General features: G+C 63.2%; 16 protein-coding genes. 9 read left to right on the plus strand and 7 right to left on the minus strand.

What is annotated here, in order from left to right; translation table 11 throughout:
* Positions 1-107 precede the first annotated feature (107 nt).
* On the minus strand, positions 108-1,862 hold the full coding sequence (locus HUS66_RS12505; protein WP_254628812.1) for a lysophospholipid acyltransferase family protein: 1,755 nt from the start codon (positions 1,860-1,862) through the stop codon (positions 108-110).
* Positions 1,863-2,002: 140 nt separating this feature from the next.
* Here HUS66_RS12505 and queC point away from each other — a divergent pair, with 140 nt between their 5' ends.
* Genes queC through HUS66_RS12525 form a run of 4 tightly spaced genes read left to right on the plus strand, consistent with a single transcriptional unit; the run spans position 2,003 to position 4,554 of the window.
* Positions 2,003-2,803: a 7-cyano-7-deazaguanine synthase QueC gene (queC, locus tag HUS66_RS12510; protein ID WP_175071236.1), complete on the plus strand. Its 801-nt coding sequence runs from the start codon at positions 2,003-2,005 to the stop codon at positions 2,801-2,803.
* Positions 2,796-3,437, plus strand: coding sequence for a 7-carboxy-7-deazaguanine synthase (queE, locus tag HUS66_RS12515; protein WP_175071237.1), 642 nt, complete (start codon positions 2,796-2,798; stop codon positions 3,435-3,437). Before queC ends, queE begins: the two co-directional genes overlap by 8 nt.
* Positions 3,437-4,276, plus strand: coding sequence for a 6-carboxytetrahydropterin synthase (locus HUS66_RS12520; protein WP_175071238.1), 840 nt, complete (start codon positions 3,437-3,439; stop codon positions 4,274-4,276). The genes queE and HUS66_RS12520 overlap by 1 nt, the downstream gene beginning before the upstream one ends.
* Positions 4,273-4,554, plus strand: coding sequence for a YkgJ family cysteine cluster protein (locus HUS66_RS12525; protein WP_175071239.1), 282 nt, complete (start codon positions 4,273-4,275; stop codon positions 4,552-4,554). The genes HUS66_RS12520 and HUS66_RS12525 overlap by 4 nt, the downstream gene beginning before the upstream one ends.
* Positions 4,555-4,741: 187 nt before the next feature.
* Here HUS66_RS12525 and HUS66_RS12530 read toward each other — a convergent pair whose 3' ends face one another.
* The 3 genes from HUS66_RS12530 to HUS66_RS12540 all read right to left on the minus strand — a co-directional run bounded on the left by HUS66_RS12530 (position 4,742) and on the right by HUS66_RS12540 (position 10,070).
* Positions 4,742-8,632, minus strand: a complete 3,891-nt coding sequence (locus HUS66_RS12530) for an AAA family ATPase (RefSeq protein ID WP_175071240.1) — start codon at positions 8,630-8,632, stop codon at positions 4,742-4,744.
* 192 nt (positions 8,633-8,824) lie between these two features.
* Positions 8,825-9,463 (minus strand): tRNA-(ms[2]io[6]A)-hydroxylase, encoded by a 639-nt coding sequence (locus HUS66_RS12535; protein ID WP_175071241.1) that lies wholly within the window; start codon positions 9,461-9,463, stop codon positions 8,825-8,827.
* A gap of 172 nt (positions 9,464-9,635) precedes the next feature.
* Entirely contained in the window at positions 9,636-10,070 is a 435-nt protein-coding gene (locus tag HUS66_RS12540) for a DUF1289 domain-containing protein (protein ID WP_175071242.1), read from the minus strand.
* A 379-nt stretch (positions 10,071-10,449) separates the two neighbouring features.
* Here HUS66_RS12540 and acnB point away from each other — a divergent pair, with 379 nt between their 5' ends.
* The 4 genes from acnB to HUS66_RS12560 all read left to right on the plus strand — a co-directional run bounded on the left by acnB (position 10,450) and on the right by HUS66_RS12560 (position 15,509).
* Complete coding sequence (gene acnB, locus HUS66_RS12545; RefSeq protein WP_175071243.1) at positions 10,450-13,050, plus strand: bifunctional aconitate hydratase 2/2-methylisocitrate dehydratase; 2,601 nt, start codon at positions 10,450-10,452, stop codon at positions 13,048-13,050.
* A gap of 333 nt (positions 13,051-13,383) precedes the next feature.
* Positions 13,384-13,983 (plus strand): porin family protein, encoded by a 600-nt coding sequence (locus tag HUS66_RS12550; RefSeq protein ID WP_175071244.1) that lies wholly within the window; start codon positions 13,384-13,386, stop codon positions 13,981-13,983.
* 126 nt (positions 13,984-14,109) lie between these two features.
* Entirely contained in the window at positions 14,110-14,589 is a 480-nt protein-coding gene (gene rraA / locus HUS66_RS12555) for a ribonuclease E activity regulator RraA (protein WP_175071245.1), read from the plus strand.
* Between the two features lie 44 nt (positions 14,590-14,633).
* On the plus strand, positions 14,634-15,509 hold the full coding sequence (locus tag HUS66_RS12560) for a glycine betaine ABC transporter substrate-binding protein (protein ID WP_175071246.1): 876 nt from the start codon (positions 14,634-14,636) through the stop codon (positions 15,507-15,509).
* A gap of 172 nt (positions 15,510-15,681) precedes the next feature.
* Here HUS66_RS12560 and ppsA read toward each other — a convergent pair whose 3' ends face one another.
* Positions 15,682-18,054 carry a phosphoenolpyruvate synthase gene (gene ppsA / locus HUS66_RS12565; RefSeq protein ID WP_175071266.1) on the minus strand — a complete coding sequence of 791 codons (2,373 nt, stop codon included), beginning with the start codon at positions 18,052-18,054 and terminating at the stop codon, positions 15,682-15,684.
* A 350-nt stretch (positions 18,055-18,404) separates the two neighbouring features.
* On the opposite strand from ppsA, the gene ppsR reads away from it, so the two are divergent.
* Positions 18,405-19,238, plus strand: a complete 834-nt coding sequence (gene ppsR, locus HUS66_RS12570) for a posphoenolpyruvate synthetase regulatory kinase/phosphorylase PpsR (protein ID WP_175071247.1) — start codon at positions 18,405-18,407, stop codon at positions 19,236-19,238.
* Between the two features lie 33 nt (positions 19,239-19,271).
* Here the strand turns inward: ppsR and HUS66_RS12575 are convergent, their stop codons facing one another.
* Together HUS66_RS12575 and HUS66_RS12580 are read right to left on the minus strand one after the other, a co-directional pair.
* Positions 19,272-20,477, minus strand: a complete 1,206-nt coding sequence (locus HUS66_RS12575) for a CaiB/BaiF CoA transferase family protein (RefSeq protein ID WP_175071248.1) — start codon at positions 20,475-20,477, stop codon at positions 19,272-19,274.
* A 236-nt stretch (positions 20,478-20,713) separates the two neighbouring features.
* Positions 20,714-21,895 (minus strand): acyl-CoA dehydrogenase, encoded by a 1,182-nt coding sequence (locus HUS66_RS12580; RefSeq protein WP_175071249.1) that lies wholly within the window; start codon positions 21,893-21,895, stop codon positions 20,714-20,716.
* Positions 21,896-21,994 lie beyond the last annotated feature (99 nt).

Below are 21,994 nucleotides of genomic sequence, written 5' to 3' on the forward strand. Positions count from 1 at the left end.
CTCATCAAGACCAGCACCCTTACGCCACACGACAGCCGTCAGCGCTTCTCTTCAGGCCTGCAACGTCCCATCAGATTCCGCTTGTAAACCGTTCCACTTGGCAGGCCTCACTCCCCCATATAGCGCGCCCGCTTCTTCGCCTTCACTTTTGCGACCTCGACCCGCACCAGACCGTCCACGCAGTAACCAAAGTCGGCATCGACGCTGAAGTCCAGGAACTGCGCACCGCCAGACGTGCACAGCTCGGTGTAATGCTTGTAGAGCGCCGGCACCGTCACGCCATGCATGCCGAGCTGTTGCTTGAGCACCTTGAAGTCCGCAGCAGCATCCTGGTGGCAAAACAGCGCCCTGGCCTCCTCCACCGTGGACGACGAGACCCGAAACGGCGCGCGAGCGCGAACACCTGACTCCTTGGCGCCATAATAGTGCTGGTAGTAATACACCAGCAGCTCCAGAGCGGCTCGTGGAATCGCATTGGAGAGCGATACCGGGCCGACCATCCAGGCGACCGACGGATTGGCCTTCAAGTAGGCGCCGATGCCAAACCAAAGCAGGTCCAGGCTACGCCGCCCCCAGTAGCGAGGTTGCACGAAACTGCGCCCCAGCTCTATTCCTTCGCCGACGCTTGCCAGCCACTGCTCCGACAAATCGAATAATGACGCCGAATATAGCCCTTCGGCGCCATGGGTATTCAATACCTCACCGACCCTCGCCAGACGGTAGGCGCCGGCTATCTCCATGGCCTTGTCGTCCCATACCAGCAGGTGCTGATAATGACGGTCATAGTCGTCCAGGTCACGGTGCTCGCCGGTACCCTCGCCCACGCGCCTGAAGGTCAGCTCGCGCAATCGCCCCAACTCACGCATCACCACGGAATCCGCGCGATAGTCGTGCAGCAGAATCCGCATGCCGTCCTTGGTCGTGCCCAGACACTGCGCCTCATCGAGCTCGGCACGCAAGGCCTGGCGCGGCTCCGGGTGAGCGATCGGTCGTTCGGTGACAAAAAGCGGAGCGCGATTCTTGGCTAGCCGATAGACGTGCTTGCGCAGCAGCTTGAGCTTGGTGCGGTTGGTCAGCGTCGGCAGGTCGAATCGCGCCAGGGGAATGGGTTCCCCGATGCGGATCGGCAGATCCACGGCGTGCTTCTTGAACATCTCATTGACCAGCAGCAGCCCGCCCAGCGGCCGATAGATCATCGAAAGCGAATAAAACAGCGCGGAATTACGCCCGCCCACGTGCACCGGCAAGATCGGAGCATTCGTCTTGCGGGCCAAGTGCAGAAAGCCACTCAACCAGGGGCCGTCCTTGATGCCGGCGGGCCCTGCCCGGGACACCTCACCGGCGGGGAAGACGATGACCGCCTGCTCTGCCATCAGCGCTTCGTTACCGGCACGCGCCGTCTTGCGGTACCCCTTGCCGGTCAGGTTGTCGACCGGCAACAGCAAGGGCCGCAGCGGCACGAATTCCCACAGCAGGTCGTTGACCATCACCTTGACGTCGCGGCGCACCTCCCCAACCAGTTTGAGCAGCGCCAGGCCATCCAACGTCCCCAGCGGATGGTTGGCGACGATCACGACTCGCCCTTCGCTGGGGATGTTGCATCGATCTCTGGCCGAGGTCATGTAACTGAAGCGGAAATGCTCCAGCACATGATCAACGAACTCGAAGGGGCCAGCGTCGCGGTGCCGCGCCAGAAAGTCGTTGACCTCATCCTCATGCATCAAGCGTCGCAACAACCCCATGGCAGGCTGACGTACCAAGGGCGCGCGACCATTCAGGGCGGGGTACTTGTCGTCGATCAGGCGTTCGATATCGAGCATCGGGGTTCCTCCGGTGATGTCGATATCCTGGGCAAATGCCATGACCAGTCCATGTCAGAGACATGGCGAAAGCATGACAGCGGCGACGCCAGTCTCTACAATGCGCGGCTCGTCCGGACCGGATCCCGGGCGTCCGCGCCGCCAGGCTGCGGCCTAAACAAATTCTCCGAAAGGACATCTCCATGACCTCTTCTATTCCCCGTGCCGTGGTGATCTACTCCGGCGGCATGGACTCTTACACGGTGCTGCACCGGGCCCGCCGCGAGGGCTATGAGCTCCACGCCCTGTCGTTCAACTACGGGCAGCGTCACGCCCGGGAGCTGGACACCGCCAAACAGGTCTGTGCAGAGCTCGGAATCGCTCATCAGATCGTCGATATCCGCGCCATTCACGGTCTGATCGATAGCTCAGCTCTCACCGACGCCTCCCAGGCACTGCCCGGCGGCGACTACGATGCCGACAACCTGAGCGCCACCGTGGTGCCGAACCGCAACATGATCCTGCTGTCGCTGGCCATCGCCCAGGCGGTGAACATCGGTGCCGAGCGGGTTTTCTACGGTGCCCACGGCGGCGATCATGTGCTGTACCCGGATTGCCGGCCCGAGTTCGTCGAGAAGATGAACAACGTGGCGGCCATCGCCAATTTTTCCCCGGTGGCCATCGAGGCGCCTTACCTGCACAAGGGCAAGGACGAGATACTGGCCGACGGCCTCGCCATGGGGCTGGACTACGCCAACACCTGGACCTGCTACCTGGGGGAGACACTGGCCTGCGGCGAGTGTGGCAGCTGCCGCGAGCGCCTGGCCGCCTTTGCACGGCATGGCTTGAACGACCCGCTGAGCTATTCTCAGCGGCCCGGCTCTGATGAAAAAGCCGCCGCATCACCGCAGCCCGGCTCTGATGAAAAAACTGCCGCATCACAGCGGTCCGCCACTGACCCAGAAGCCAGCGCTGACAACAGCGAAGGTCGCCGCGATGTATAGCGTCAAGGAAGCCTTTTATACCCTGCAGGGCGAAGGTGCCCGGGCCGGGCGTGCCAGCGTTTTCTGCCGCTTCGCCGGCTGCAATCTTTGGTCGGGACGCGAACAGGACCGGGCCACCAGCGCCTGCCGCTTCTGCGATACCGACTTCGTCGGCACCGACGGGCAGAATGGCGGTCGTTTTCGCAACGCCGATGGGCTCGCCGATCACCTTGCCGCGCTTTGGCCACCAGTGCCAGGCGGTCAGCGCTATGTGGTCTTCACCGGTGGTGAGCCGCTGCTACAGCTGGACGCGACGCTGATCGAGGCCCTGCATGCCCGCGATTTCGAAATCGCCGTGGAGACCAATGGCACGCTCACGCCGCCGGCCGGTATCGACTGGCTGTGTGTCAGCCCCAAGGGCGACACCTCGCTTGCCATCACGGCAGGCGACGAGCTGAAACTGGTCTATCCGCAACAGGACGCCCCACCCGAACGTTTCGCCGGGCTCGACTTTCGACACTTCTATCTGCAGCCCATGGACCTCGCCCCGCTGGGCGGAGACGGCAATACCATGGGCGACGTCGTCGACTACTGCCTGAGTGCACCTCAATGGCAGCTGTCGCTGCAGACTCACAAGATCGCGGGGATCGACTGATGACCCTCTTCGTCAATGGCCTGACCCATCTCGACGCCTCGCTGTGGTGTCCAACACGTGGCCTGATCGGTATCAGCTGGCAGGTCAATGTCGAGCTCGATGGCGAGCTCGGCGAGGACGGCATGCTGTTCGACTTTGGCCACGTCAAGCCGTGGATCAAGTCGCGGCTGGACGACGGTGCCGACCATACCCTGATCGTGCCCACCGAGGCACCGGGCGTGACAGTCAGCGAATGCCCGGAAGGCCTCGCCATCCGCACCACCACGCCCTATGCCATGGAGGTACGCGGTCCGCATCAGGCCTTTACCCTGGTGCCCTGGGCAGAGATCGACAAGACCGCCCTGGCCGACCGTTTTGCCGCCGAGATGCTCCGCGAGCCACCGCCGCGGGTCAGCGCGATTCGCCTCACCTTCGAGGATGAAGCCCTGTCGGGTGCCGCCTACACCTATAGCCATGGCCTGCGCCGCCACGCAGGAAACTGCCAGCGCATCGCCCACGGGCATCGTTCACCGCTGCATATCTGGCAGGCAGGTGGACGCGCCCCGGCGCTGGAGGCCGAGTGGGCCGGCCGCATGGCAGATCGCTATCTGGTCGATGAGAGCGATATCGAAGACGAGGGCATTGCTCAGGGTGAGCTCACGACTCGCTATCGGGCGCCACAGGGCGACTTCTTCTTGCGCCTGCCCCGCGAGCGGTGCCTGGTCCTGCCGACGGCCACCACCATCGAGCAGATCGCCGCCTGGCTTGCCGTCGAGATCGCTGGGGAAACCGGCAAGGATACGCGGGTCCAGGCCTTCGAGGGCATCGGCAAGGGAGCCATAGCGGAGCGAAGGCCATGAGCCAACTGATTGTCAGCACTCAGGCCACCGGCAGCTGCCGCCCGGGCTGCGGCGCCTGCTGTATCGCGCCCTCGATCAGCTCAGCGATCCCCGGCATGCCCGAGGGCAAGCCGGCCGGGGTGCGTTGCGTGCAGCTCGATGATGACAACCTCTGCCAGCTGTTTGGCGACCCCAGTCGCCCTGCCGTCTGCGCGCGTTTTGACTTCGACCCGGAGCTTTGCGGCAGCGATCGCGAAGAGGCGCTGGCACGAATCGCCGCGTGGGAAAGCATGACCTGACACCTCGAAACGTTTCGGCCCAACCGACGCTTTTCGGCCAGAAACACAAGGGCCCATCCGCCACGCGGATGGGCCCTTGTTCGTCATGCCTGCTATTTTCTTTAAGCTTTTCTTTAAGCTCACATAGTGCGGCAGGGGCGCACCAGGAGTCTCGCCTTGGGCCTTAGGCCCCGGCCTCAAGTCGCCGCTAGCTTTCCGCCCGAGCCGGCGCCTCCAGGCGATGATCAAGCAGGGTCCGCCAGCGCATGAGTACCGGCGCATCGCTGACGCTCACACTACCTAGAAGCTTGCGGAACGCATCACGCGCGGTCACATCCTGCGGGTCCACCAGCGTCAGCCAAAGCTCCAGGGCATTAAGCTGTTGGTGCAGGTTATCGTGCTCGCGGGCCTGCTCTAGCGCCTGCTCGGCCAGGCAACGCACTTCATCGACCGGATGGCCAAGACGATGGCGCACCCGCGCCAACTGAATGGCCAGCTCCGGCATATAGAGCGAGCTACGCTCCTGCGCTACCAGCAGGCACTGATCGAGATAGTCTTCGGCGCGCGCAAACTCTTCACATACGACCAGCGCATCGACCCACCACAGCATCGGTGTCTGGTAACGATGACGACCGGAAATGGCATCGAACTCTTCCATGCAGGCCTCGATCACCTTGAGCCCTTCACGATCACCCGCCAGCGCCTTCTCCCAACCCAAGAGGCTCTGGGACGACATCTGCCACAGGTGCAAATCCGGCGTGCCGGTGAGTTCGAAGGCACGCTGCGCCCGGCGACTGACCAGGTGCACATGCCCCAGCTGGCGATAAACGGCAGCGGCATACATCAGGGCCATGGCAAGCGAGCCAGGATGATTGAGGCTTTCGGCGAGACGAATCGCCGCCTCTGCCTGCACCTCTGCTCGGCGATAATCGCCACGCAGACAAAGCGCCCAGCCCTGATAGCAGGCCGCGGCCACCTGTGGGTGATCGGAGAACGGTAGCCACTCGATCATCATCGGCTGATGCAGCGGATCGACCTCTTCCAGGTGCGCGTAGGCCTGGCGGATGCTGCCGGCCCAGTACTCGCAGCTGGCTCGGGCATAGTCGGCCAGACGCAGATAGCGAGGGTCCTCGAGACGGGCAGCCAGCCCCGCCAGCTGAGAGGCCAGCGAAAAGGCATCGGCATGGGCATGCCGCTGACTGCAGCCGACCCAGAGCCCCCACTTGACCAGGAAGCGCTGCTCGAGATCGCTCTCGTCGTCGGCCTCATCCTGCTGGGTCGCCAGCAAGTCTCGCGCACGCACGAAGCTTTCGTGTGCCGTGGGTGAGGCATGCCCCTCCATGGCGAAAGCCGCCTGACCGCGCACGGTCAGCAGGCTGATCTCGCGCTCAGCGCTATCCTCGACCTGCCGCAGGCTGGCCAGGCCCTCATCGGCCATCTTCAGGGCCGTACGATTGGCGCTGACCTTGAGCGCCTCGCGGGCCGCCAGCTCGAAGTAACGGGCACCGCGCGCATAGTGACCGCTGCGCCGCAGGTGAGTGGCGAAGTCGCCCGGGTGGCGGCTGATCCAGATCGGGAAGCGCTCTTCGATCAGGCTGACCACCTGGCGGTGAATGGACACCCTGACGTCACGCGGGCATGAAAGGTACGCCGCCTCCTGCAGGAGTTGATGGCTGAACTGATATTCACACTCCGGCGAGGACGTGCAGGGTTCGATGACCTCGAGCCGCAGCATCTGTTCCAGCGCCTGCTTGAGGCGCGCGGCCTCCCAGCCGCTGCACTCGGCAAGGAAGTCGACACGGAACTGACGCCCCAGCACAGCGGCTATCTGGGCCACCTCCCGGTCGGCATCCAACTGATCGATACGGCTCGCCAAAAGGCCCAGCAAGCCTTGCGGCAACTCGTCTATCTGTACGCTACGCCCTTCTCGACGCTCCATGTCCAGGCGACGGCATATCTCCTGCAAATACAGCGGCACCCCATCGCAGCGCTCGATCAACTGACTGCGCAGGCGCGGACTGAGGTGCAGGCGATAGCGTCGCGCCAGCTGTGAAAGCAGGTTCGAAGATTGCTGGCTGTCCAGGCGACCCAGCGTGATCTGCTGATCCCAGTGCAACTTGGAAGGCAACGACTCGCGACCGTGGTGGCTCGCCACCAGCAGCAGCGGACAATTGATCGGCAAGCGCGTTTGCAGGGAAGCCAGCACCTTGTAGGACGGCTCATCGAGCCACTGCAGATCATCGAGCATCAAGACCAGTGGATGGTCCTGGGTCAGGGCCTCGATCAGTTGCTGCAGCAGCCGGGCCACCAACTCGACCGCCTCGCCGCTCTGAATCAGTATCGTCTCGTCGCTGTGGCAAATGCCCAGCGCCTCGGCCAGCAGCCGGCGCTGGTTGTCATCGAGTTCCAGCGCCGGATACCCCTCCAACAGCTCATCCAGCAGCGTTTCGCTGGGCTCTTCTTCCATGTGCCAGCGCAGCAGGGTCCGCGCCACGCTGTAGGGTGTCTGAGCCGCCATGCGTGTCGCAGGCTGCCAGCAGATGGCCGCCTCGCGACTCTGTTCGAGCTGGCGAAACGCCACCATCAGCGCCGACTTGCCCATGCCCGAGGGGCCGCGCACCAGCACGCTCTGGCGCAGGCCGATGCCTGCCCGAGCGAGGGCATCGCGCAGTTTGCGCAAATCGGACTCGCGTCCCACCAGGCTGGGCGGCATCGCATCGCGGCCGCCCTCGTTGACCCCAAGGACCAGCGCCCGCAACTGGACCTTGCCATCGCAGGCTACCAGCCGCGACGTCAGGCGTGGCTGAAGGTCCAGCGCCGGCGGCATGTGCTGGCTGGATTCGTGAGAGATCACCAGTTCACTGCCATCGGCCGCGCCCATCAATTCCAGAGAACGCTGGGTTACCTGACCGAGCGGGTCGACTAGCTGGCGTTCGGGGACATAGACCACCCGACCGCTGTTGAGCCCGGCGGACAGGGTAAATGTCGGCATCTCACCTTCACCGGACCAGCGCCGCTGACTTTCTTCAGGCAAGGTGGTGCGGCAGTGCTCGTAGAGGGCAACCAGTTCCGCCAACTGATGCGCCGGACCATGGGTGCCAAAGCAGGCAAGGCCCAGCCCGCCGGTAGCGCCGGTTAGCCAGAAGCCGCCCAAGTGATGACACTGCTCTTCCAGCCAGCGCAGCAACTCGATCTGCAGGCGCAGACAGGCGCAGGTCTCCGAGCGGTCCTGCCAATCGCCTTCAAGCTTCAAGCGAATCGCCATGACCGACAGCTGACGCTGCTCGATTTCATCTTCCTGAAGGGGCGTGCTGTTGGGAGCCATGGCCCGAGAGAACGCCCCCTGTGGCGTGATCGACGACAGCTCCGACTGGCTATCAGACCAGTATCTGGCCAACTGGAGAAAGCTGAGGTCTGGCTGCTGACCGGACAGCGCCAACAGCTGCAAATAGGCGTTGTACTCTTCATGGGCGGCCGCTGACTGCCCCTGTTCTGCCAGCTGCCGTACCAGGCACTCGTGAAAAGGACCGTAGCCGGAAAACCGGCTGACCAGGGTGCGTAACAGCGCTTCGGGCAGAGCGTCATGCTCTTCGATAACCGTTTCGGCGAAGGCAATGACCCGCTGTCGCCACTCGTTGCGCACCTGAAGCAGCCAGCGCTGAAACTCGGCGCAAGGCGTGAGCTGCAGCTCCTCGACGAGATCGCCACGATAGGCATCGAGAATGGCTTCCAGTGTGGGAATGCTCGCCACTCCGTCGAGCAGATCATGCAGCTCATGAAGGTCAAAGGCCCAGTGCTCGGGCAGCTTGAAGGCGATCGTCTGGCGGGAGACCACCAGCACCTGGTCGGCCTCGTCACCCAGTGACTGGCGAAGACAGTGAAGGGCATGACGCAGATTGGTTCGGCCGGATGACAGGCCCTGGTCCGGCCAGAGGAGTTCGGCCAGGGTCGCCCGGTTGACCGGCTGGTCATGGAGCAGGAGATAGACCAGCAGGGCCTTGACCTTGTCATAGCTGAACTGGGTCAGGCAGTCCTCACCCAGGGTCAGGGAAAAGTGTCCGAAAAGCGCTAACTGCTCGTTGACTGAGGGTTCCTGCATCGTGTTGGTACCTGCGTTATTATCCTGCTGGCTCGGACAACTACGACACCCTTACGCGACGTGAGCCTGCCGAACCCTTTTTTGTGTTTACGCGACTGCGTATCGTCCCCGGCATCCTGGACCGGGTCACACCTCTGGCTGGCCTTCACGCGCATCTTCCTGCTGTCTCAACACCTTAACGCAGGCGCTCCCTCAAGCTGCGGCAGGTACGCCACTGTGAAAACGGAATACTTCATCCGGCTCACAGATTAGCTGGCGTTCACAGTCGGCGAAGAAAGTAATGCGCGCTTCCACGCTCGTATCATTCGCCTCTGCGGCATAGCGACGGGCCAGCATCAGATAATCTTCGTAATGGCGCCCTTCTGACTTAACCAGACTGCGGTAGAACTTGGCAAGCTCGGCATCGAGATGAGGGATCAGGCGGGCGAATCGCTCGCAGCTGCGCGCCTCTATGTAGGCCCCGATAATCAGGATATCCACCAGCCGCTGCGGGTCCTCGCGGCGCACATGGCGACGCAACCCCTCGGCGTAGCGTGACGCGCTGAGGTGGCGATACTCGATGCCACGGGTTTCCATAACGCGAATCACCTGCTCGAAGTGCAAAAGCTCCTCCCGCGCCAACTGTGACATCTTGGTCAACAGTAGCGGGCGATCGACATAGCGATACATCAGGCTCATTGCCGTCGAGGCGGCCTTCTTTTCGCACTGCGCATGATCGATCAGCAGCAGGTCCGGGTGGGCAAGCGCCGCCGCGATCCAGGCATCAGGCGTCTCGCAGGCCAAAAAGTCCCGCAGCTCGGCGGGCAGCAGATCTTCCACAGTATCTTGCATTGTCTCTCGGATCGTCAGAGTGATGGTTGGGATCATGTAACAAGGCGAGCAAGGTTCGGCTCTACCTAACAGAATGTCGGTTCATGGCGAAGAGCCGTCACGGCGCTTTCAAGTCCCGACGAGCACGGTTGAGAAGCGCTCCAGGAGAGAGGCGCCACGGTCACGACACGCCTCATATCGATGCCTGACGCCGGGCCTCGGCCGCTGCCATCAAACGCGGCACCAACTGGGCGTGTAGCGCGGCGGGCGACAGCCCCTGCCCCTCTCCCACTGTCTCGAGCCCATAGCGTGACAGGTCGTTGATGCGATCACGCCCCACCCGTAGCAACTCCACCGCCTGAGAGAGCGGTGGTTGGTCGTCACGGTGGCGAATGCGATGGCGCTCTAGCTGGGTCTTGAGCATATCGGCATCCACCACCCGCAGCAGCTCACCGGCCGCCGCCACCCGCAACGCATCCAACTCGGCAAGGCGAAGATCCCGCTCATCAAACTCATAAGCGGGCCAGTCGCGAATTTCGTCGGCATGACGCTGGCAGCCTCGGCATACATCGTCACCGACGGTGGTCGAACACAGCCCAACGCAGGGCGAAATGATTCGGCGTGTCATGACTCTCCTTCTTGGCTGCCCACTATCTTACCCGGCTCGACGATGACACGACACTCTTGCCGGTTCTCTCGCCATGGGTCTCGCCAGGCCTCTTACAAGAGATCTGGCAAGAGCTCGATTACGCTTCGGCGCGCCTCATCGACAGCACCACAGGCCGCGCAAGACCACGCCATCCAGGCATCAACTGCCAACCCCACGACCAAGGTACGAGGCCTGACAACGGGGGCTCGCTTAACATTGTCGACAAATTCACGTACACTTTCATGCCTCCCGCAAGACGCATAACGAAAGTCCCGGAGCGTCAGGATCGACGGCCATTTTTTGCCACATGTCGTCGGCAGGATACGCTCTGGAAGATTAACTTGATGAGGGTCCCTCCGTGCTTGAAGCCTATCGCCAACATGTCGAAGAACGCGCCAGCCAGGGCGTGCCGCCCAAGCCGCTGAATGCCGAGCAGACCGCCGCACTGATCGAGCTTTTGAAGAATCCGCCGGCCGGCGAAGAAGAATTCCTGCTCGAACTGCTGACCGATCGCGTGCCGCCGGGCGTCGACGAGGCCGCTTATGTGAAGGCAGGCTTCCTGACCGCCATCACCAAGGGCGAAGCCGAGTCCCCGCTGATCGATAAGACCCATGCGGTCAAGCTGCTTGGCACCATGCAGGGCGGCTACAACATCGTCTCGCTGGTCGAGTTGCTCGACGACGAGAGCCTGGCCAAGGAAGTCGGCGAACAGCTCAAGCACACCCTGCTGATGTTCGATGCCTTCCATGATGTGGAAGAGCGCGCCAAGGCAGGCAATGCCGTGGCCAAGGACATCATCCAGTCCTGGGCCGACGCCGAGTGGTTCTTGGCCAAACCGGCCCTCGAAGAGAAGATCACCCTCTCGGTCTTCAAGGTGCCCGGCGAGACCAACACCGACGATCTGTCTCCGGCCCCGGATGCCTGGTCACGCCCGGATATTCCGCTGCATGCCAACGCCATGCTCAAGAACCCGCGCGACGGCATCAACCCGGAAGAGCCCGGTACCACCGGCCCGCTCAAGCAGATCGAAGAAGTGAAGGCCAAGGGCTTCCCGGTCGCCTACGTCGGCGACGTGGTCGGTACTGGCTCCTCGCGCAAGTCTGCCACCAACTCCGTGTTGTGGTTCTTCGGCGACGACATCCCCAACGTCCCTAACAAGCGCGCTGGCGGCTTCTGTTTCGGCGGCAAGATCGCCCCGATCTTCTTCAACACCATGGAAGACTCCGGTGCCCTGCCCGTCGAAATGGACGTTGAAAAGCTCGAGATGGGCGACGTCATCGATGTCTACCCGTACGAAGGCAAGGTCTGCAAGCACGACACCGACGAAGTAGTCAGCACCTTCGAGCTCAAGACGCAGCTGCTGCTCGACGAAGTGCGTGCCGGCGGTCGCATCCCGCTGATCATCGGCCGCGGCCTGACCGGTAAGGCCCGTGAATCCCTGGGTCTCGAGCCATCCGATGTCTTCCGTCTTCCGGAACAGCCGGCCGACACCGGCAAGGGCTTCACGCTGGCCCAGAAGATGGTCGGCAAGGCCTGCGGCATGGACGGCGTGCGTCCGGGCATGTATTGCGAGCCGAAGATGACCACCGTGGGCTCCCAGGACACCACCGGTCCGATGACTCGCGACGAGCTCAAGGACCTGGCCTGCCTGGGCTTCCAGTCCGACCTGGTGATGCAGTCGTTCTGCCACACCAGCGCCTATCCGAAGCCGGTCGACGTGGAAACCCACCACACTCTGCCTGACTTCATCATGAACCGCGGCGGCGTCTCGCTGCGTCCGGGCGACGGCATCATCCACTCCTGGCTGAACCGCATGCTGCTGCCCGACACCGTGGGCACCGGCGGCGACTCCCACACCCGCTTCCCGATGGGCATTTCCTTCCCGGCGGGCTCAGGCCTGGTGGCCTTCGCCGCCGCCACCGGTGTGATGCCGCTGGACATGCCGGAATCGGTACTGGTGCGCTTCAAGGGCAAGCGCCAACCGGGCGTGACCCTGCGTGACCTGGTCCACGCCATTCCCTATTACGCCATCCAGAAGGGTCTGCTGACCGTCGACAAATCCGGCAAGAAGAACGCCTTCTCCGGTCGCGTCCTGGAAATCGAAGGGCTTGAAGACTTGACCGTCGAGCAGGCCTTCGAGCTGTCCGACGCCAGCGCCGAGCGTAGCGCCGCCGGTTGTACCATCACCCTGGGTGAGGATTCGGTCTCCGAGTACCTGAAGTCCAACATCACCCTGCTCAAGTGGATGATCGATGCCGGCTATGGCGACCGTCGCACCATCGAGCGTCGCATCCTGGCCATGGAAGAGTGGCTGGCCAATCCGAGCCTGATGCGCGCCGACAAGGACGCCGAGTACGCCGAAGTCATCGAGATCGACCTCGAAGACGTCAAGGAACCGGTGCTGTGCGCTCCGAACGATCCGGACGATGCTCGCCTGCTGTCCGAGGTCGCCGGCCGCCAGATCGACGAAGTCTTCATCGGCTCGTGCATGACCAACATTGGCCACTTCCGCGCCGCCGGCAAGCTGCTCGAAAAGCAGCCCGCGGGCAGCCTGAAAACCAAGCTGTGGCTGGCACCGCCCACCAAGATGGACCAGCACCAGCTGACCGAGGAAGGCTACTACGGCATTTACGGCCGTGCCGGCGCTCGCATGGAAATGCCGGGCTGCTCGCTGTGCATGGGCAACCAAGCGCGGGTGGCACCGAAGTCCACCGTGGTGTCCACCTCGACCCGTAACTTCCCCAACCGCCTGGGCGACGGCGCCGACGTCTTCCTCGCCTCCGCCGAGCTTGCCGCGGTGGCAGCGGTCGAGGGTCGCCTGCCCACGGTCGAGGAATACCAGGGCTACATGGGTGAGTTCGATGCGATGGCCGGTGAGATCTATCGCTACATGAACTTCCATGAAATCGAGGAGTTCCAGAAAGCTGCCTCGAACGTGATTCCGGTCGCCGAAGCCTGAGACCGAATCACCCTTAAATCGCCGATGCTCGCACCATCGCCGGTTCATCTCGCTGAAGACGGCATTACGCCTGAATCAGTCGCTATGACCCGGAGCCGATGACCGAAGCGCCCCGCCCTGCGGGGCGCTTTTTTGTTGGCGATACTTGTTGGCCAAACGTGTTCAATCGCAACAGAAACTCACCGGAGGTTACCGAGCCATCCTTGTTATCGAACAGTGTTCTGCTAATATTCCAGTACTCATCGCTCAATCGTCGTACTCGTGTTTCCTCGGCTAGATGCCACAACGCTGGGACGCCTAGTCAATCCAGATACCGCCATCAAGGAGAAGCCAATGAAACTCCGCACCCTGTTTACCGCCTCACTCGCCACTGGTCTGTGCGTTTCAGCACCGGCCGTGCTCGCCGCACCGAATACCGAAGGGCTCTACCTGGGCCTGGGTACCGGCTTCAGCTCGCTGGAGAATGACCGCGACGACGTCGACGACTTCATCGAGTCCGGCGCCGAGGACTTCAACGTCGACGATGACGACAACGTCTTCAAGGGATTCGTCGGCTATGAGCTCAACCCTTATTTCGCCACCGAACTCTTCTACGCCGACCTTGGCCGCACCCGCCTGGAAGGCAACAACGTCGCCAACACCGACCTCGAGTCCAACGCCTACGGCGTCAACGTAGTCGGCCAGTTGCCGATCACCCCCTGGTTCACGGCCTTCGCCAAAGCCGGCCTGGCGAAGTGGGAAACCGACGTCGATGGCAACCTGGGCGACTCCAGCCTGGACCTCAAGGATAACGACGGTACCGATCCGGTCTACGGCGTCGGCGCCCAGTTCAACTTCGATCCCTTCCTGGTCCGTGCCGAATACGAGCGCTACGACCTGGACAGCGACTACCAGATCGACACCTTCACCGCCTCGGCCGGCCTGCGCTTCTGATCAAGCGAAGGTAAGTCAGCGGAACATAAACGCCGGGCCCAGGCCCGGCGTTGCTAATATCCCATCGCGGGGTTCCCCGAAGCCAAGGTTGTGGCACCATCAGGGTTCCAGCTCAAGGAGAATCCCATGACTTCCATCATCACGCCCGATCTCTGCGACGCCCACCCGGACGTCGAGGTGCTCGAACCGATCTTCGTCAACGTTGGCGGTCGCGATGCCTTTGGCGGCCCGGTGCGTACCGTCAAGTGCTTCGAGGACAACTCTCGAGTCAAGGAGGCCGTCGCCGAGCCGGGCAACGGCGCCGTGCTGGTCGTGGATGCCGGCGGCTCGCTGCGCTGCGCGATGCTTGGCGACATGCTGGCCGAGCAGGCGGCAAGCAACGGTTGGGCGGGCGTGGTGATGTACGGCTGCGTGCGCGATGTCGATGTGCTGGCCGAGACAGATATCGGCGTCCAGGCCCTCGCCGCTCACCCCCACAAGAGCGAGAAGCGCGGAGAAGGCCAGCGGGACATCGCCGTGACCTTCGCCGGCGTGACCATCACCCCGGGACAATGGCTGTATGCCGATAACAACGGCATCATTATTGCCAACGAACCTTTATCATGAGCGCCTCGTGCCCCTCCCCCGATGTTGTTGCTGGAGATAGTTAGATGCAGTTCCGTTCCCTGATCGTTTCCGCCGGCCTGCTGCTCGGCGCCGTCAGCCCCTTGGCCCAGGCCGACAGCCTGCGTCTTGGCATAGGCGAATGGGCCACCGGCCAAGCCAGCACCTATGTCTTGAAGGCGGTCCTCGAGGACGCTGGCCATCAAGTGGATGTTAGCTCGGTAAGCCTTGCCGCCATCTGGCAGGGACTCTCGGTCGGCGAGCTGGATGCCTTCAGCGGCGCATGGCTACCGGTCACTCAGGCCAGCTACTACGAAGGCATGGCCGACAAGGTCGATGACCTTGGCCCCAACCTGACCGAGGCCCGCGTCGGCCTGGCCGTGCCAAGCTACGCGGACACCGCCTCGATAGCGGACCTGTCAGGCGCCGGTGATAGCCTTGGCCAGCGCATCCACGGCATCGATCCTGGCGCCGGCATCATGGGCCTGACCGAGCAGGCGATGCAGGCCTACGGCCTCGAAGACTGGCAGTTGGTCGCAGGCAGCGATGCCGCCATGAGCCAGACACTCAAGACCGCGATTGCGCGCCAAGAGCCGATCGTCGTCACCGCCTGGTCTCCGCATCCGGTCTTTGCGGACCGGTCACTGCGCTACCTCGAGGACCCCAAGGGCATCTATTCGAGCAACGAGCAGATCCATACCGTGACCCGCAAAGGGCTCGCCGAGGAGAAGCCTGAAGTCACCGCTATCCTCGACCGTTTCCAGTGGACTCTCGCGGACATGCAGGGCCTGTTGGCCGCCAACCAGGAAAGCGGCGACTATGAAGCCAACGCCCGGGCCTGGGTAGACGCACACCCGGAGCTGGTCGCCAGCTGGCTCGGCGAGAGTGGGGATGAAAGCGCGAGCATCAACCAAGACGACTGATGCTGAACTGGCAGACGACGTGACGGGCAACGCCTGACCACATCGGTGGTCGAGAGTGATCATCGCTGTCCGATAGCCCGTCGCTGATGATGGCCTACCCCCCACCCTCACGAAAACCCCCGCCTCCAAGGGGCGGGGGTTGAGTCGTGGGGGAGATAAGTGGAGGGGCGACTTAGCCGATGGTCTCCCCGGCTAGCATGAACCAGGTCTCGAGCACCGCATCCGGGTTCAGCGACACCGTGTCGATGCCCTGCTCCATCAGCCACTTGGCGAGGTCCGGGTGATCCGAGGGCCCCTGGCCGCAGATGCCGACGTACTTGCCCCGGGCCTTGCAGGCCTGGATAGCCATCGACAGCAGCTTGAGCACCGCCGGGTTGCGCTCATCGAACAAGTGGGCAATCACCCCGGAATCACGGTCCAGCCCCAGGGTCAGCTGGGTGAGGTCGTTGGAGCCTATCGAGAAGCCGTCGAAGTGCTCGAGAAAGTCATCGGCGAGCAGCGCGTTGGCCGGCAGCTCGCACATCATGATCACCTTGAGGTCATTCTCACCGCGCTTGAGGCCATTTTCGGCCAGCAGCTCGACCACGCCACGGGCCTCGTCGGTGGTGCGCACGAAGGGCACCATGATCTGGACGTTGTCGAAGCCCATTACATCGCGTACCCGCTTGAGGGCCTGGCACTCCAGGTCGAAACACGGCCGGAAGGATTCCGACAGGTAACGAGAGGCACCACGGAAGCCGAGCATGGGGTTCTCTTCGCCGGGCTCGTAGTTCTTGCCACCGATCAGGTTCTCGTACTCGTTGGACTTGAAGTCCGACAGCCGCACGATGACTTTCTGGGGATAGAAGGCCGCAGCCAGGGTCGAAATCCCCTCGACCAGCTTGTCGACGTAGAAACTCACCGGGTCGTCGTAGCCCGCGGTGCGCTGCTCGATGGTCTGCTGCAGCTCCACCGGCAGGGTATCGAAATCGAGCAGCGCCTTGGGGTGCACCCCGATCATGCGGTTGATGATGAACTCGAGGCGCGCCAGGCCGACGCCGGCATTGGGCAGGCTCGAGAAATTGAAGGCACGATCCGGGTTGCCGACGTTCATCATGATCTTGAAGGGCAGCTCGGGCATGCTGTCGACGCTGGTGGTCTTGCACTCGAAGTCCAGCAATCCCTCGTAGACATGACCGGTATCGCCTTCGGAGCAGGAGACCGTAACTTCCTGACCGTCGCGCAGCACGCTGGTCGCATCACCCGAGCCGACCACCGCCGGGATGCCCAGTTCGCGGGCGATGATCGCCGCATGGCAGGTGCGCCCGCCACGGTTGGTGACTACCGCCGAGGCACGCTTCATGATCGGCTCCCAGTCCGGATCGGTCATGTCGGTGACCAACACGTCGCCCTCGTTGATCTTGCCCATCTCGTCCGGGGTCATGATCACCTTGACCTCGCCACTGCCAATGCGCTGACCGATGGCACGGCCGGAGATCAGGTTGCGTCCCTTTTCGCGCAGGTGGAAGCGCTCGAGCTTGCCGCCCTCGACTTGGGAGACCACCGTCTCGGGGCGGGCCTGAACGATGTAGACCTGACCATCGTCACCGTCCAGGGCCCACTCGATGTCCATCGGCCGCTGGTAGTGGCGCTCGATGATCATCGCCTGACGCGCAAGCTCCATGACCTGCTCATCGTTGACGCAGAAGCGGCCGCGATCGGACAGCGGCACGTCCACGGTTTCCACCGACTTGCCGGCGCTGGCATCGCCGGTGTAGATCATCTTGATCAGCTTGGAGCCCAGGTTACGACGCAGCACCGCCGGGCGACCGGCGTCCAGGGTCGGCTTGTGGACGTAGAACTCATCGGGGTTGACCGCGCCCTGCACCACCGTCTCACCCAGCCCCCAGGAAGCCGTGACGAAGACGGCGTCGCGAAAGCCGGATTCGGTGTCGAGGGTAAACATCACCCCGGAAGCGCCGGTCTCGGAGCGCACCATCTTCTGGATGCCGGCAGACAGCGCCACGTTCTCGTGGGCATAGCCGCGGTGTACCCGGTAGGAAATCGCTCGATCGTTGAACAGCGAAGCGAACACCTCATGCACGGCACGCTTGATGTTGGCGAAACCTTCGATGTTGAGGAAGGTTTCCTGCTGGCCGGCAAAGGAGGCATCCGGCAGGTCTTCGGCGGTAGCGGAGCTTCTCACCGCGGCCTTAAGGTTAGGGTGCTTGGCGACCATGGCATCGTAGGCCTCGCCAAGTGCCGCTTCGAAGGCCGGTGGCAGCGGCGTGTCGATCACCCACTGGCGGATCTCGGCACCGGTCTTGGCCAAGGCCTCGACGTCATCGACATCGAGCCGCGCCAGCGCCTGGTTGATACGCTCGTTGAGGCCGTCGTGGGCGAGGAATTCGCGATAGGCATGAGCGGTGGTAGCAAAGCCGCCAGGTACGCTGACGCCAGCATTAGCCAGATTGGAGATCATCTCGCCAAGCGAGGCGTTCTTGCCGCCCACACGCTCGACGTCATTCATACCGAGCTGGTCGAACCACTCAATGTACTGATTCACGGACTCTTTCACGCGACCCCCTTTCGACTGGTGACACTCACTGGCAACGATCGCCGCATCGCGATCAACGGCCGCCATGGCTGAATGCTAAGCACCCTATCAAGGCCCGGGGATGTTCGCCATTGGTCTAATAGCGAAGTCGCTGGAGGATTTTTACAACACAGCGGCTTTTGGCTGCCTTTTTGTAGTCCGCTGACTCCGCTCCACCGCAAACCTGCCGGCCGAGAACGACGCTGGGCCGCATGGCGCTTGCCGCGGCGGACATCAACCGAGACAATCGAGCGATTCTGACGCCACTACCCAATCGTCGCCGCCAACCCGCCGTCACGGCAAGAATCTAAGGTTCCCTCATGCCACGTACCGCCTTTTTCATCTCCGATGGCACCGGCATCACCGCCGAAACGCTGGGCCGCAGCCTGCTGGCACAGTTCGAGAGCGTCGAGATCCGCATGATCACCAAGCCCTACATCGATGACACCGAGAAGGCACAGGCACTGGTGAACAGCATCAGTGCCACCGCCGCCCGAGACGGCGAACAGCCGATCATCATCGACACCATCGTCGACGAGGACGTGCGGCGCATCGTCTCCACGGCCCCCGGCTTCAAGGTCGACATCTTCTCGACCTTCCTGAAGCCGCTGGAAGAAGAGCTTGCCACCCACTCCACTTATACCGTGGGCCGCACTCACTCGATCGGCCAGGACGATGTCTACATGAACCGCATCGACTCCGTTCACTTCGCCCTGGACAACGACGACGGCGCGCGGCTCAACCAGTATGACAAGGCCGACGTCATCCTGATCGGCGTTTCGCGCTGCGGCAAGACGCCCACCTCGCTGTATCTGGCGCTGCAGTTCGGCATCCGCGCCGCCAACTACCCGCTCACCGAAGACGACTACGATGAGGACGGCACCCTCAAGCTGCCCCGTGCCCTGGCGCCCTACCGCCATAAGCTGTTCGGCCTGACCATCGCCGCTCCCCGCCTGGCGGCGATTCGCAGCGAACGCCGCCCCAACAGCCGCTACTGCTCGATGGATCAGTGCATGCAGGAAGTGGCCCAGGCCGAGGGGCTATATCGCCAGATGCATATCCCCTATATCGATACCACGCGCTTCTCGATCGAGGAGATCTCCACCCGGATGATCGCCGAGGCCGGTCTGCACCGTCGCTTCAGCCCGCGCTGAGGTGTGGGTTTCACTCAGCCGGGTGTCGTCGCTTCAGCGCACCACGCCCAGGTCGCGCAGCTTGGCGATATCATCAGCCGACAGCCCCATGTCCGCGAGCACCGCATCGCTGTCGGCCCCCAGCGCCGGCGGCGCCACCTCGCTGGTGCAGGAGACGCCATCGAAGCGCAGCGGATTGGCCACCTGGGGCACGTCCTGATCGGCTCGCTCGAGGGTTCTGACCAGGCCGCGATGACGCACCTGGGCATCCTCGAGGGCCTCGGCCACGCTGTGGATCGGCCCGGCCGGGATGCCGTGGGCCTCGAAGTCGGCCAGCCAGGCGTCGCGGGGCCGCGCGGCCAGGCACTCGGCGATCGTCGCCACCAGACAGTCGCGGTGGGCAACTCGGGCGGCATTGGTGGCGTAAGTCGGGTCCTCGGCCCATTCCGGATAATCCAGCAGTGCGGCGAGCCGCGCGAACTGGGCATCGTTGCCCACCGTCAGCACCAGATGGCCGTCGGCACAGGCAAAGGCCTGATAGGGCACGATATTGGGATGGGCGTTGCCGTGACGCTCGGGCGCCCGGCCGCTGACCAGGGTATTCAGCGCCTGATTGGCCAGGGTAGCCAGTTGCACGTCGAGTAGCGCCACATCGATGTAGCGCCCACGACCGGTACGAGAGCGCTCGTCCAGCGCCGCCAGCACCCCCACCGTGGCATAGAGCCCGGTCATCACGTCGGTGATCGCCACGCCGGTCTTCATCGGCATGCCATCCGGCTCGCCGGTGAGGCTCATCAGCCCGCCCATGGCCTGAATCATGAAGTCGTAGCCGGGTCGCCCGGCATAGGGGCCATCCTGGCCGAAACCGGTGATCGAACAGCCGATCAGCCCCGGGTTCTCGGCCTTGAGGCTCTCGTGGTCGAGGCCATAGCGCTTGAGCCCACCGACCTTGAAGTTCTCGATCAGGATATCGGCGCGGCCCGCCAACGCACGAATCAGCGCCTGGCCTTCGGGCCTCGCGATATCCACGGCCAGCGACTGCTTGCCGCGATTGGCGCACAGATAGTAGGCCGCTTCGAGCGGATCGCCGGCGACGTCCTCGAGCCAGGGCGGCCCCCAGGCGCGGGTATCGTCGCCGCGGCCGGGATGCTCGATCTTGATCACCCGGGCGCCCAGGTCAGCCAGCAACTGCCCGGCCCAGGGGCCGGCCAGCACCCGCGACATATCCAGCACGACGCGCCCTTCCAGGGGTCCGGTCATCTTGAGCTCCTTGCTCGTTCAGGCTGATTCAGCAACAAGCCTAAGAGGAGGCGCTATGAACACCTCCCTGTACGCTACCTGCGCCCTGCGGCGCTCTCGCATCCTGCGCCGCTTGCAGGGCCGGTGCTGGCCATCCATGGCCAGCCCGTTCGGAGCGGTGCTCCTCACCCTTGGCGCAGGACCTCCTCTTCGGCCTGTTCCCGACGCCCCGCTTGGTCTTTTCTGGTATCTAGTCGTTAGCCGGAAAACGCCTGGATACCGGTCTGGGCACGGCCAAGAATCAAGGCGTGGATATCGTGGGTGCCCTCGTAGGTGTTGACCGCCTCGAGGTTCATCACGTGGCGGATAACGTGATACTCATCGCTGATGCCGTTGCCGCCATGCATGTCCCGGGCGACGCGGGCAATATCCAGCGCCTTGCCGGCGTTGTTGCGCTTGATCAGCGAGATGGCCTCGGGCACCAACTGGCCGTCATCGATCATCCGCCCGACCCGCAGCGCCGCCTGCAAGCCAAGGGCAATTTCGGTCTGCATGTCGGCGAGCTTCTTCTGGATCAGTTGATTGGCGGCCAGAGGGCGATCGAACTGCTTGCGATCCAGGGTGTATTGGCGACCGGCGTGCCAGCAGGCCTCGGCGGCGCCCATGGCGCCCCAGGCGATGCCGTAGCGGGCGCGATTGAGGCACGAGAACGGCCCCTTCAGGCCGGTAACGTTGGGCAGGCAGGCCTCTTCGCCGACCTCGACATCGCTCAGCATGATCTGGCCGGTGATCGAGGCGCGCAGGCTGAACTTGCCCTCGATCTTGGGGGCGGTGAGGCCGGGCGTGCCCTTCTCGAGGATGAAGCCGTGCAGAATGCCCTCTTCGTCCTTCGCCCAGACGACAAAGACATCGGCGATCGGCGAATTGGTGATCCAGGTCTTGCTACCGTTGAGGCGCCAGCCATTTTCCGTGCGCACCGCCCGGGTGCTCATGCCGCCCGGATCGGAGCCATGGTCCGGCTCGGTGAGACCGAAGCAGCCGACCCACTCACCGCTGGCCAACTTGGGCAAGTACTTCTCGCGCTGAGCCTCGCTGCCGAAGGCGTGGATCGGGTACATGACCAGACTCGATTGCACACTCATCGCCGAGCGATAGCCGGAATCGACCCTCTCCACTTCCCGGGCGATCAGGCCGTAGCTCACATAGTTGAGGCCAGCCCCCCCGTAGCCGTCGAGTGTCGCCCCGAGCAAGCCCAGCTCCCCCATCTCGTTCATGATCTCGCGATCGAAATGCTCATGGCGGTTGGCCTCGAGCACCCGCGGCAGCAGCTTGTCCTGGCAGTAGTCGTGGGCGGTGCGCTGCACCATGCCCTCATCCTCGTCGAGCTGGTCGATGAGGCGGAAGGGGTCGTCCCAGGTAATCGGCGTGATCTGGCTCATGGGGAGCTCCTGAATAATATCGACATTTAAATATAATGTAGATTAAGCATCCTACCCTGCCAAGCCGACCTTGGTCGCGACCGCTTACTGGCTCTAGGC

Source organism: Onishia taeanensis, from assembly GCF_013349955.1.
Taxonomy (GTDB): Bacteria; Pseudomonadota; Gammaproteobacteria; order Pseudomonadales; family Halomonadaceae; genus Onishia; species Onishia taeanensis_B.